This window comes from Arthrobacter oryzae, assembly GCF_037911235.1.
Classification (GTDB): Bacteria; Actinomycetota; Actinomycetes; order Actinomycetales; family Micrococcaceae; genus Arthrobacter; species Arthrobacter oryzae_E.
The window spans coordinates 28258-40738 of the sequence record NZ_JBBLYW010000018.1; the positions used below are offsets into that span (position 1 = coordinate 28258).

Consider the following 12481-nt stretch of genomic DNA (forward strand, 5'->3'; position numbering starts at 1 on the left):
GCGGCCTCCAAACGGCCTATTTTGGGTAGCCTCGTGACGATCCACAGTAATCAGCCGTGGGAGTCAAACGTGAGGAAACCGGGAATGAGCCTCAACCAGCTTCGCGTGTTCGGGCGTAGCGGGACACTGATCAGTCCGCTCACGTTGGGCACCATGAACTTCGGCGAGGGCACAGCGGCTGCCCCGGAGGTCCCAGGCCCCGGCGGCGCGGCCCGGGGCTATGCGCCCACCGGCGCCGATGAAAGCATCCGCATCATCCACGCAGCGCTGGACGCCGGCATCACGGCGGTGGACACCGCGGACGTCTATTCCCAGGGGCAGAGCGAGCAGGTGGTGGGTCGCGCCCTGAGGGGCCGCCGCGACGACGTCTTCATCGCTACCAAATTCCACGGCCAGATGAGCGCCAACCCGGCGCACTCCGGCAACTCAAGGCGCTGGATCATGCAGGCAGTGGAGGGCAGCCTCCGCCGCCTGCAGACGGACCGGATCGATCTTTACCAGGCGCACCGTCCGGACTACAACACCGACGTCCTGGAAACCATCACGGCGTTGAACGACCTCATTCGCCAGGGAAAGATCCTCTACTACGGAACATCCGTATTCACCCCGGCGCAGCTGGTGGAGGCCCAGTGGCTGGCCACCACGAACCATCTCATTCCGCCCGTCGCCAACCAGGTCCCCTATTCGATGCTGGTCCGCGGCACTGAGCGCGACGTCCTTCCGATCGCCCAGCAGTATGGCCTGGGTGTACTGGCCTACGGTCCGCTGGCCGGGGGCTGGCTCTCCGGAAGTTTTGTCCTGGACGCCGGGAAACCGCCGACGCGGGTCCACTCCCTTCCGGGCCGATACGACATCTCCGGCCCGGCGAGTGAGCGCAAGCTGCTCGCCGCCGATTCCCTGGCCCGGCTGGCGGACAAGCTGGAACTGCCGCTGGTGGACCTGGCGGTGGGTTTTGCGCTGAACCATCCGGCCGTCAGCAGCGTGATTGTCGGCCCCCGGAGTGAGGAGCATCTGCGGGCCTATCTGAAAGCCGCTGACACGGTTCTGGACGAAGCCGTGCTGGACGCGATTGACGATCTGGTGCCGCCCGGCACCAACTTCGTGGAACGCGACGCCGGCGCCGTGGTCCCCTCCCTCGAGTACGCGGAACTGCGCCGCCGGTAAACCGAAGGTAGCTGGCGGAAAGCCCTTATCCCGGGCAACCAAGTGGGCTACGGTGAAACCCATGGAATTCAGATACCTCGGCAACAGCGGCTTCAAGATCTCCGAAATCACGTTCGGCAACTGGCTCACGCACGGCTCCCAGGTGGAGAACGACGTCGCCACGCAGTGCGTGCGGGCGGCGCTCGACGCGGGAATCAGCACCTTCGACACCGCCGACGTCTATGCCAACACGGCGGCGGAGAAGGTATTGGGCGAGGCGTTGAAGGATGAGCGCCGCGAGTCCCTGGAGATCTTCACCAAGGTGTTCGGCCCCACCGGGCCCAAGGGCCACAATGACGTGGGGCTGTCCCGCAAGCACATCATGGAGTCCATCAACGGTTCGCTGACGCGCCTCCAGACCGACTACGTGGACCTGTACCAGGCGCACCGCTACGACTATGAGACGCCGCTGGAAGAGACCATGCAGGCCTTTGCGGACATCGTCCGGCAGGGCAAGGCGCTGTACATCGGCGTGAGCGAGTGGACGGCCGAGCAGATCCGGGACGGCCACGCCCTGGCCAGGGACCTGGGATTCCAGCTGATCTCCAACCAGCCGCAGTACTCCATGTTGTGGCGGGTCATCGAAGCTGAGGTGATCCCCGCCTCCGAAGAGCTCGGCCTGTCCCAGATCGTCTGGTCCCCCATTGCCCAAGGTGTGCTGAGCGGCAAGTACAAACCGGGGAAGCCCGCCCCGGAAGGAAGCCGCGCCACGGACACTAAGGGCGGTGCCAGAATGATCGAGCGCTGGATGTCCGACGAAGTGCTCACCGGCGTCCAGGCGCTCAAGCCGATCGCGGCGGAAGCCGGTCTCACCATGGCCCAGCTCAGCATCGCGTGGGTACTGCAGAACAAGAACGTTGCCTCCGCCATCATGGGCGCGTCCCGTCCGGAGCAGATAGCCGGCAACGTGGCAGCGGCCGGCGTGAAGCTGGACCAGGCCATCATGGACAAGATCGATGACGCCATCGGGTCCCTGGCCGAGCGCGACCCGGCCCAGACCAAGTCACCGGCATCCAGGGAGGCCTAGCCGTGCAGCCCGGCCCCCTGCCCGATCTGGCCGTCACGGGATCCACCGGGAACCTGGGCGGACTTGTCGCCAGGATCCTTGCCGACGCCGGGCAGCCGCAGCGGCTGCTGGTGCGCGATGCCGCGCGGGCACCCGATCTTCCGGGCGCCGTTCCGGTGGTGTCCACGTACTCGGACCCGGCGCTGGCGAAGTCCTCGCTGGCCGGGGTGCAAACCCTGTTTATGGTGTCCGCGGCGGAGGCTGAGGACAGGCTCCGGACGCATTACGCTTTTGTGGATGCGGCTGCCGGCGCCGGGGTTGAGCACATCGTGTACACGTCCTTTTTCGGAGCCTCCGCCGACTGCACGTTCACCCTGGGCCGGGACCATTACGCCACCGAGCAGCGGATCAAGGCCTCGGGGATGAACTACACGTTCCTGCGGGATAACTTTTACCTCGACTTCCTGCCGCTGCTCACCGGAGAAGACGGCGTGATCCGCGGCCCCGCGGGCGACGGCGTGATGGCAGCCGTGGCCCGCGGGGACATCGCCCGCTGCGCTGCGGCGGTGCTACGTGATGCGGTGTTGCACGTGGGCCGGACCTACAACCTGACCGGCCCGGAGGACATTTCCCTGCAGCGGGCCGCGGAACTACTCACTGAGGGCACCGGCCGGACCGTCAGTTTCCACAATGAAACCGTCGAGGAGGCCTATGCCTCCCGGGCCTCCTACGGCGCGCCGGGGTGGCAGGTGGACGCCTGGGTCAGCACCTACACGGCCATAGCTAACGGCGAACTGGCCGGCCCGACGTCGGACGTTCACGCCCTCACAGGCAGGGAACCGCTGGGACTCGCGGACTTGCTCAAGGAGGCGCACCACCTCTAGGGGCCTGGCGCTTGACGCCCCGGCAGCGGCGGCGTAGACCAGTGCCATGACGAAGCAGATTTCCCGGCGCCGTCAGTCCGCGAAACCCACGGCGCATGCCGGAGAACCCACGCACGGCCCGCTCACCGCAGAGGAACTGCAGCTGGCGGTCCGTAACCATTCGATGCCGCTGGAAGCCTTGCGGGAGGACACCACGCCGCCTGGGCTGCACTACGTCCTGACTCATTTCGATATCCCGTTTATCGACGCCGACTCCTGGCACCTGAGGATCGGCGGCGCGGTGCAGCGGGCGGTTGAAATCAGCCTCAGGGCCCTCCGCCGGGACCCGACCATCAGCATCCCGGTCACGCTGGAATGCGCCGGCAACGGCCGCTCGCTGCTGCATCCGCGTCCGCTGAGCCAGCCTTGGCGGCTCGAAGGCGTGGGAACAGCGGAGTGGACCGGGGTTCCGCTGGCGTACCTGCTGGCCCAGGCCGGCGTTGACGAGGACGCCGTCGAAGTCGTGTTCACCGGCGCCGATGCCGGCATCCAGGGCGGAGTTCCGCAGAAGTATGCGCGAAGCCTGTCCATCAAGGAGGCGATGCGCCCTGACATCGTCCTGGCGTATGAGATGAACGGCCGCGAACTGCCGCCTCAGCACGGCTACCCGCTGCGGCTGGTGGTACCCGGCTGGTACGGCATGGCCAGCGTCAAATGGTTGGAATCCATTCACGTGGTGGCCCACCCGTTCGAGGGATTCCAGCAGGCAGTGGCGTACCGCTACCAGAAGGACGCGGACGACGCCGGCACTCCGGTCTCCCGGATCAGGGTCCGTTCGCTGATGATCCCGCCGGGCGTCCCGGACTTCTTCACCCGCAGCAGGGTCCTGTCCCCCGGCCCCGTGATGCTCCAGGGCCGGGCCTGGTCCGGCGAAGGCTCCGTGGTCCGCGTGGAGGTGGGCATCGACGGAAAGTGGGTGCCCGCGCATCTGGGACATCCGGCCGGGCCGTTTGCCTGGTGCGAATGGACGCTGCCGTGGGTGGCGGACCGGGGCGAGCACGAGCTCGCCTGCCGGGCCACCGACGCCACCGGATCAGTGCAGCCGCTGGAGCAGGTCTGGAACTACCAGGGCATGGGCAATAACGTGGTGCAGCGCGTGAAGGTGACTGTCGAGTAGCAGGAGCACCCCGGCCCCGCGTCAGCAGCCTTCGAAGTCGGTCAGCACTTTGACCTTGCCCGCCGAGGCGGACGAGGGGTCGAAGGTGTAACCGAGCCATTCCCGGGCCAGCCTGCGGGCAAGTTCCACGCCCACCACGCGCTGGCCCATAGTCAGGACCTGGCAGTCGTTGGAGAGCACCGAGCGTTCCACCGAGAACGAGTCGTGGGCCGTGGCTGCCCGGATGCCGTCCACCTTGTTCGCGGCGATGGCCACGCCGATACCGGTGCCGCAGAACAGGATGGCCCGGTCCGCGAGGCCGTCCTTGATCATCTCCCCGGCGGCAATCCCCACGTACGGGTACGGGGTGGTGAACTGCTCGGGGGCATCGCTGCGGTTGACGCCGATGTCGATGATTTCGCTGACCCGGGGATCGTTCCGCAGGTCCTCCGCGATCCGGTCCTTGTAGTCCACGCCGGCTTCGTCGGCGCCCAGGATGAGTCGTATGCCCATGGGCTGTCCTTCCATTGTCATGACGTTGTTCCGGCGGGCTGACGGCCTGCCGGCACCGCTTCGGCAGCAAGCCGGGCAGCTAGGTGCGGGCCCATAACGGTAAAGATCATCGCCAGGGACGTGGCCCCGGGGTCCGCGGTGCCCACGCTCTTTTCGGCGAGCGGCCGGGCGCGGCCCTTGAGCGGACGCAGGGAGGCGGTGGCTTCCGCCGCCGTTGTTGCGGCGGAAGCAGCTTCGGCCCACGCCGCTGCCGCAGGCTGCCCGCCGCCGTCGGCCACCCGCCGGCTGAACGTTTCGGTGAAGGGCAGCAGGGCGTCCACCATGGTCTTGTCCCCGGTTTCCGCCTTCCCGAGGCCGGTGATCCTTCCCGAGAACGCCGCGACGGCCGCGGCCAGTTCCGTGGGTCCCGGAGCCAGGTGGTTGCCGAGGGCTTCGCCGAAGGACCGCAGCCCGGCACCCCACAGCACGCCCGAGGTACCGCCGGCTTTGTCCGCCCATGCATCCCCTGCGGCAGCCAGGACAGCTCCCGCTCCGGCCCCGTGGCCAGCTGCATCCTCGGCCGCAGCCACGGCGGCGTCGATGCCGCGGACCATTCCGCGGCCGTGGTCTCCGTCGCCGGCCACGGCATCCATGTCACCGAGGCGCGCTTCGGCGTCGTGCAGGGAATCCCGGGCGGCAGCGAGGGCAGCGAGGCAGTTTGCCGCATAGGCGCGCGACTCCCCGCTTGCTTCGAAAGCATCCGGTGCGGCGGCGCCGTCGGACTCTTCCTCTGCCGAGGCGTCACCGGACTGGAGGGCGGCGTTGCCCCTGCGGTAGGCCGGTGTTTCGGCCGGCGCGGTCCAGAGCGGTTCCAGTTCGTCGTCGAGCCAGGTGATGGTGAGGGAGACGCCGGACATGTCAAGGCTGGTGACCAGTTCGCCCACTTCCGGCATCACCAGCGTGTAGCCGGCGGCGCGGAGCAGCGGGGCAATGGTGAGCCAGAGGACAAAGAGTTCCTCGTGCTTGGTGGAACCGAGGCCGTTGAGGATGACGGCGATGCGGTCGCCGGCTCCGTGCGGGGTCTCGGCCAGCAGCCGGGAGACGAATTCCTGGCCCAGCTCCTTGGCGGGCGGCAGCTCGGTGTCGAACAGGCCGGGTTCGCCGTGGATGCCCAGGCCCAGCCCCATCTGCCGGTCCTTGAGGGTGAACAGCGGGGTTTCGGCGCCCGGGAAGGTGCAGCCGTGGAAGGCGCTGCCGATGGTGCGGGTCAGGCTGTTGGCTTTGCGGCCAAGGCGCACGACGTCGGCCAGGTCCGCACCGGCTTCGGCCGCCGCACCCATGATCTTGAAGACGGTGAAGTCGCCCGCGATGCCGCGGCGTTTCTCCGATTCCGACGGCGGGGCGCTGGCAACGTCGTCCGTCACCAGGACGTTTTCCACCTGGATCCCCTCCGCAGCGAGCCGCTCGCTGGCCATGCGGAAATTCAGCACATCCCCGGCGTAATTGCCGTAGGTGAACACCACTCCGGCGCCTGACTCCGCGGCCTTGGCCACGGCATAGGCCTGCTGCGCGGAAGGCGAGGTGAAGATGTTGCCCACCACGGCGCCGTCGGCCAGTCCGGTGCCGATCAGGCCGGCGAAAGCCGGGTAGTGTCCGGAACCGCCGCCCGCGAGGACAGCCACTTTGGGCTTGGCGGGGCGGCGCCGGCGCACGGCCCCGCCGGTTACCTGGCGGACCAAGTCGGCGTGGACGTCGCAGAACCCGGCGAGGGCTTCCTCTGCGAAGTCGGAGGGATCGTTGAAAATTCTGGTCATGGTGGGCTCTCTGGGCTGCTCTCGGTCTTCTGGGTGGCGGAGGCTGCTAGTGGATGTGGCTTCCGCCGTTGATGTCGATGGTGGTTCCGGTGAGGTAGGCCGATTCCTCGGAGGACAGGAAGGTGATGACGGCGGCGATCTCTTCGGTGGTGGCGTTGCGGCCCAGCGGGATGCCGGCGTTGATGGCGGCTTCCTGCTCCTCGGTGCTGCCAACGCGGATGTTGGTGTCCACGGCGCCCGGGGTGATGGCGTTGACGGTCACGCCGGTGGCGCCGATTTCACGGGCCAGGGCCTTGGTGAAGCCGAGGATGGCGGCCTTGGCGGCGGAGTAGGGAACCTTGCCGAAGACGCCGCCGCCGCGCTGCGCGGACACGGAGGACATGTTGACGATCCGGCCCCAGCCGCTGGCGATCATGTCCGGCAGGAACGCCTTGGTGACGAGGTAGGTGCCGGTGGCGTTCACGGCCATGACCTTGTTCCACAGGTCCAGGGTGGTCTCCAGGAACGGCACCGGGGAGGTGATGCCGGCGATGTTGGCCAGTGCGCCCACCGGGGGAAGATTGCCGGCGCTGACTTCTGCCTTGACGGCTGCGTAGGCGGCGCTGACGGAGCCCTCATTGGCGACGTCGATCTCGTGGCCGAAAGCCGGGACGTTGAATTCGTTGCCGATTTCGGCGGCGACCTTGGCGGACTTCTCGCCGTCGAGGTCCAGGATCACCACTCCCCAGCCCTGGCTGGCGTAGCGGCGTGCGGTGGTGATGCCGATGCCGCGGTCCGAGGTGGCCCCGGTGAGGACGGCGGTGCGCTGGATGGTGCTCGTCATGATGATGCTCCTTGGAGTTGGTTGTGGGCGGTGCTGAAGAAGTGGTTCAGATGAGGTCGGTGATGAAGCTGGCTGCCTTGGCGGCGGCCGCCGGGCGTTCGTCGTGCGTGACGTCCCGGGTTTCCAGTTCCAGCGAGAAATGGCCGGCATAGCCGCGGGCCGCGAGTGCGCGCAGTCCGGCGGCGAAGTCCGCCTGGCCGTTTCCGATGCTGAGGTTGATGTTGCCCGGCACTGCGTCCCTGAGGTGCACATGGGCAATGCGGCCGTCATGGCGTTCGAGGTATTCCAGCGGGTCCTCGCCGGCGGCAACGATGTGGCTGAAGTCCATGACGATTCCCACCCCGGAGCCGGCCAGCCGGTGCGCCAGCAGTTCCGCCCGCTCCAGGTTCCAGCAGAACCTGAGGAAGTGCAGGGATTCGGTCCAGAGTTCGACGCCGAATTCAGCCGCCCGCTGCCCCGCATGGATGAGCTGGGCGGCGACGGTGTCCAGGTCCTCGTCGAGGCCCCGGACCGGATCGTGGCCGAGGGCGCCGCACGGAAGGACCAGCGCCTTCGCGCCGGTATTTGCCGTGAGGGTGAGCAGTGCCTCCAGGTGCCGTTCGCGGGCGGCCTGCCGGCCGGCGTCGAGCACTGCATTGAGGTCCCCGATATCCCCGTTGACTGAGCGGACCCGCAGCCCGGAGGCGGCAACTTCCGCGGTAACTGCCTCGACGGCCTTCCCATCGAGCTCATACGGGACGTGGTCGCACACGCCGGGAAGGGCGCCCAGGTCGATTTCGTCGAAGCCCAGGGAGCTAATGGTCCGCAGCGCGGTGCCGAGGTCCTGATGGCGGAAGCTGATGGACGAGCAGCCGAGTCGGGAGTTGAACATCTTCATTGATCCTCTGAACGAGCGGGGTGATGCGTATCACTGTAAGGTGCTCGACTGTCAACAGTCAACCTCCAACATTGACTGTTGACAATGAAGCATGACACGGGTCACACTGGCATATCATTTGTTAACAGTCGACAGCGGCGGTGCGGAAGCGTTGCCCGCTCTTCGAAAGGGATTCAGCAATGAGCAACGAAGCTCTGAAAATGCGCGGCCACGTGCATGGCACCAAGGACGCGAAGCGCGTCGCTATCGGGTCCGGTGTCGGCGCCGTCATCGAGACTTATGACTTTATCGGCTTCGGCACCGCCGCGGCCCTGTACTTCGGTACGGCGTTCTTCCCCACCGGTGACCCGGTCACGGGAACGCTGGCAGCCTTCGCCACTCTCGGTGTTGGCTTTGCAGCCCGCCCCATCGGCGGCATCATCGGCGGACACCTCGGCGACAAGGTTGGCCGCAAGCCCGTTCTGGTGGCGTCCCTGATCCTCATGGGTGTGGCCACGTTCCTCATCGGTCTCCTGCCCACCTACGAACAGGTGGGCCTGCTGGCTCCCGCGCTGCTGGTCTTCGTCCGCGTTGTCCAGGGCCTCGCCTTCGGTGCTGAGTGGGGCGGCGCCATCCTGATGAGTTACGAACACGCGCCCTGGAAATCCAAGGGCAAGTACACCGGCATCGTGCAGGCCGGCTTCCCCGTTGGCCTGCTCCTGGCCAACCTCGTCTTCCTGGTCAGCGTGAACCTGGGCGGCGAACTCGCCTGGCGCGTTCCGTTCCTGGCCAGCATCGTGCTCGTCGCAGTCGGCCTGATCATCCGCTCCAAGGTTCCGGAATCGCCGGTCTTCGACGAGGTCAAGGAGAGCGGCTCCATCGTGAAGTCGCCCATCATCGAGGTCATCAAGACGGACTGGCGCAGCATCGTCCGCGGCATCGGCCTCCGCATTGCCGAGACCGCCGGCTACGCCGTGTCCATCACCTACATGATTTCCTACCTCCACACCCAGCAGCTCGCCGACAAGACCCAGACCCTCGTGGCCCTCTGCATCGCGTCCTTCATCGGCATCTTCGCCACGATGGCATGGGCCCGCCTCACCGACAGGATCGGCCGCCGCCCCCTCTACGTCTGGTCCACCGCCTTCGCACTCCTGTTCGGCATCCCGATGTTCCTGCTGGTCAACACCGGAATGTTCATCTTCATCATCGCCACCATCGTCATCTCCTACGCCGTCTGCCAGAACTCCCTGGCCGGCGCCCAGGGCGCGTGGTTCCCCGAACTGTTCCAGGCCAAGACGCGCTCCTCCGGAGCCTCACTGGCCTACCAGATCTCCGCCATGGTCTCCGGATTCACGCCCTTCGTCACCACCCTCCTCTTTGTAGCCCTGGGCTGGATGGGCCCCGCCCTCCTCTTCAGCTTCTACGCCGCCATCGGTCTCTGGGCCGCCCTCGTCACCCGGGAAACCTGGGGCAAGCGCGAACGGCAGCTGGCCGATGAAGCCACCAAAAGCACCCCCCAGGCAGTGAACGTCTAATGACCGCCACGGAAGTAGTACAAATGACCATCACGCAGGAAAACATGGCACCCACCACGGAACGCCTCGAGCGGGTCTCCGCAGCCGCCTACCGGATCCGGCACCACGCCCTGAACATGGGTGAGGTCCAGGGCCAGGGCTATGTGGGCCAGGCCCTCGGCGCGGCAGACATGCTGGCCGCCGTCTACGCGGACCAGCTCCGCTTCCAGGCAGCCGACCCCGAGTGGGAAGGGCGGGACCGTTTCCTGCTCTCCACCGGGCACTACGCCATAGGGCACTACGCCGCTTTGGCCGAGGCCGGCATCGTTCCGGTGGAGGAACTGGAGACCTACGGCTCGGACGACTCCCGGCTGCCCATGTCCGGAATGTCCACCTACACCCCGGGCATGGAAATCTCCGGCGGCTCCCTGGGCCACGGCCTCACCATCGCCGTCGGCATGGCACTGGGCCTCCGCTACCAGGGCTCCGCAGCGAGGGTCTACAACTTCCTCTCCGACGGCGAGCTGGACGAGGGCTCCACCTGGGAGGCCGCCATGGGCGCGCACCACCACCAGCTGGGCAACCTCACCGCCATGGTGGATATCAATGCCCTCCAGGCCGACGGGAAAACGGACGCCGTGCTCCGCACCGAGCCCGTGACCGAGAAGTGGGAATCCTTCGGCTGGTACACCCAGCGGGTGGACGGGAACGACGTCGGCGCGCTATTGGCGGCGTTCGACAACGCAGCCGCCCAGGCGGCCGCCGTCGGACGTCCTTCCGTGATCCTGTGCGACACGAAGGTGGGGCGCGGAGTGCCCCTGCTGGAGGAGCGCGAGAAGGCGCACTTCATGCGCATCGAGGAACACGAATGGCAGCAATGCCGCGAACAGCTGACCGCAGGATTCGAAGGAAAGGCAGGCCGATGAGCACCACCGCTCTCAAGGGCAGCGCCCCCAAACTGAAGACATCGGCCATGATCGCGTCCTTCGCTGATCCCGGCCAGAAAACCGCCTCCGCACCGTTCGGGCACGCCCTGGTGAAGGCCGCGCAGGAGAACGACAAAATCGTCGGCCTCACCGCGGACCTGGGCAAATACACGGACATGCACATCTTCGCGCAGGCCTTCCCGGAACGCTTCTTCCAGATGGGCATGGCCGAACAGCTCCTCTTCGGAGCAGCCGCGGGATTGGCCGAGACCGGCCTGGTGCCGTTCGCGTCCACCTACTCGGTGTTCGCCGCGCGGCGGGCCTACGACTTCCTCTGCCTGGACAGCGCCGAACCGAACCTGAACGTGAACATCGTGGGCGGCCTGCCGGGCCTGACCACCGGCTACGGTCCCAGCCACCAGGCCACCGAGGACATGGCGATTTTCCGTGGCATGCCCAACCTGACCATCGTGGACCCCTGCGACTCAATCGACATCGAGCAGGCCGTCCCCCAGCTCGCGGCCAGCGAGGGGCCGACGTACCTGCGGCTGCTGCGCGGCAACGTGCCCACCGTCCTCGACGAATACGGCTACACGTTCGAACTCGGCAAGGCGAAGGTCCTGCGCGGCGGGAATGACGTCGTGTTCATCTCCAGCGGGCTGATGACCATGCGGGCGCTGCAGGCCGCCAAGGCGCTGGCCGAACACAACGTGGACGTCGCCGTCGTCCATACCCCCACCATCAAGCCGTTCGACGCCGAAACCGTCCTGGCCGAGATCAACACGGACCGCCTCGCGGTCACCTTGGAAAACCACAGCGTGATCGGCGGGCTCTTCGAGACCGTCGCCTCCGCCGTCGTTACCGCGGGGGTCGGTAAGCGGGTGGTTCCCGTGGCATTGCCTGACGAGTTCCTCGACGCCGGCGCCCTGCCCACCCTCCACGAGCGCTACGGCCTATCCGTCCAGCGGATCGTAGCCAAGGTCCTCGCCGAACTGGGCTAGCGCACCGAGCGGAATCCCGCTAACGGCGGAAGCGCGGGCCGGACACGAGACGGTTCCGCGCTTCTGCCGTAACATCAACAGTTAACACATCGACTGTAAACAGTCGACCACTGACATTGAGGAAGTGCCACGATGGCCGGAGCAACAGCACCCCTGTTGGGACTGCAGAAAAAGAGCCTCCGTGAGCAGGCACTGTCCGCGCTGCGAAGCGCCATCACCAGCGGAGAGCTGGCACCCGGCCGCCACCTGGTGGAAACCGAACTTTCGGAAATGCTCCAGATCAGCCGCGGAACCCTGCGGGAAGCGCTGCGGCAGCTTGAGCAGGAAGGCCTGCTGTCAGCGGGCCCGCGCGGCCGCCTTTCGGTCCGGCATCTCGACGCGAAGGAAATCCGCGACATCTACTCCGTGCGTGCGGCCCTGGAATCACTGGCTGCCCGCACCCTCTGTGAACTTCCGGACCGACAGCACGTGATCGGCTCGCTGCGCGCGGCCATTGACGCCATGGACGCCGCGACCAAGGGCAGCCTCGAGGAGCGGATCGAATCGGACCTGGAATTCCACCGCACCCTGTGCCGCCTGACCGGCAACGAGACGCTGCTGCATTCCTGGGAATCCCTGGAAGGCTCCATCCGGATGTCGATCATGTTTGCCGGGCTGGAAAAGGGCGTGTCGAACATGAGCGTTGACCGGCACCACGACATCGTGGCCGCCATCGAAACCGGGGACGCGTCGCTGGCACGCAAGACCATCCGCGAACACATGGACACCGCCGCGGACAATCTGGTGGCGTAGTTCCTGGTGGCTTAGGAGCCCCCAAGCGGCAG

General features: G+C 66.8%; 12 protein-coding genes. 8 read left to right on the top strand and 4 right to left on the bottom strand.

Annotated features, from left to right (window positions below; all coding sequences use genetic code 11):
- Nucleotides 1-84 precede the first annotated feature (84 nt).
- From WMN78_RS05620 to WMN78_RS05635, 4 genes are all read left to right on the top strand, one after another.
- Nucleotides 85-1164 carry an aldo/keto reductase gene (locus WMN78_RS05620; RefSeq protein ID WP_340532534.1) on the top strand — a complete coding sequence of 360 codons (1080 nt, stop codon included), beginning with the start codon at nt 85-87 and terminating at the stop codon, nt 1162-1164.
- A 61-nt stretch (nt 1165-1225) separates the two neighbouring features.
- Entirely contained in the window at nt 1226-2230 is a 1005-nt protein-coding gene (locus tag WMN78_RS05625) for an aldo/keto reductase family protein (RefSeq protein ID WP_340532536.1), read from the top strand.
- A 2-nt stretch (nt 2231-2232) separates the two neighbouring features.
- Complete coding sequence (locus WMN78_RS05630; protein WP_340532538.1) at nt 2233-3093, top strand: SDR family oxidoreductase; 861 nt, start codon at nt 2233-2235, stop codon at nt 3091-3093.
- Between the two features lie 46 nt (nt 3094-3139).
- Nucleotides 3140-4249 carry a sulfite oxidase gene (locus WMN78_RS05635; protein ID WP_340532539.1) on the top strand — a complete coding sequence of 370 codons (1110 nt, stop codon included), beginning with the start codon at nt 3140-3142 and terminating at the stop codon, nt 4247-4249.
- A 21-nt stretch (nt 4250-4270) separates the two neighbouring features.
- Here WMN78_RS05635 and WMN78_RS05640 read toward each other — a convergent pair whose 3' ends face one another.
- Genes WMN78_RS05640 through WMN78_RS05655 form a run of 4 tightly spaced genes read right to left on the bottom strand, consistent with a single transcriptional unit; the run spans nt 4271 to nt 8228 of the window.
- Nucleotides 4271-4762: an RpiB/LacA/LacB family sugar-phosphate isomerase gene (locus WMN78_RS05640; protein ID WP_340532540.1), complete on the bottom strand. Its 492-nt coding sequence runs from the start codon at nt 4760-4762 to the stop codon at nt 4271-4273.
- The gene (locus WMN78_RS05645) at nt 4759-6534 is read right to left on the bottom strand and encodes a dihydroxyacetone kinase family protein (RefSeq protein ID WP_340532542.1); all 1776 of its coding nucleotides are present in this window, start codon (nt 6532-6534) and stop codon (nt 4759-4761) included. Before WMN78_RS05645 ends, WMN78_RS05640 begins: the two co-directional genes overlap by 4 nt.
- Before the next feature lie 46 nt (nt 6535-6580).
- A complete protein-coding gene (locus WMN78_RS05650) occupies nt 6581-7357 on the bottom strand; it encodes an SDR family NAD(P)-dependent oxidoreductase (RefSeq protein WP_340532543.1) in 777 nt (258 codons plus the stop codon).
- Between the two features lie 46 nt (nt 7358-7403).
- Complete coding sequence (locus WMN78_RS05655; protein ID WP_340532594.1) at nt 7404-8228, bottom strand: sugar phosphate isomerase/epimerase; 825 nt, start codon at nt 8226-8228, stop codon at nt 7404-7406.
- Nucleotides 8229-8413: 185 nt separating this feature from the next.
- On the opposite strand from WMN78_RS05655, the gene WMN78_RS05660 reads away from it, so the two are divergent.
- From WMN78_RS05660 to WMN78_RS05675, 4 genes are all read left to right on the top strand, one after another.
- Nucleotides 8414-9751 carry an MFS transporter gene (locus WMN78_RS05660; protein WP_340532545.1) on the top strand — a complete coding sequence of 446 codons (1338 nt, stop codon included), beginning with the start codon at nt 8414-8416 and terminating at the stop codon, nt 9749-9751.
- A 23-nt stretch (nt 9752-9774) separates the two neighbouring features.
- Nucleotides 9775-10656 carry a transketolase gene (locus WMN78_RS05665; RefSeq protein WP_340532547.1) on the top strand — a complete coding sequence of 294 codons (882 nt, stop codon included), beginning with the start codon at nt 9775-9777 and terminating at the stop codon, nt 10654-10656.
- Nucleotides 10653-11657 carry a transketolase family protein gene (locus tag WMN78_RS05670; RefSeq protein ID WP_340532549.1) on the top strand — a complete coding sequence of 335 codons (1005 nt, stop codon included), beginning with the start codon at nt 10653-10655 and terminating at the stop codon, nt 11655-11657. The genes WMN78_RS05665 and WMN78_RS05670 overlap by 4 nt, the downstream gene beginning before the upstream one ends.
- 132 nt (nt 11658-11789) lie before the next feature.
- The gene (locus WMN78_RS05675) at nt 11790-12449 is read left to right on the top strand and encodes a GntR family transcriptional regulator (RefSeq protein ID WP_340532550.1); all 660 of its coding nucleotides are present in this window, start codon (nt 11790-11792) and stop codon (nt 12447-12449) included.
- Nucleotides 12450-12481: the final 32 nt, after the last annotated feature.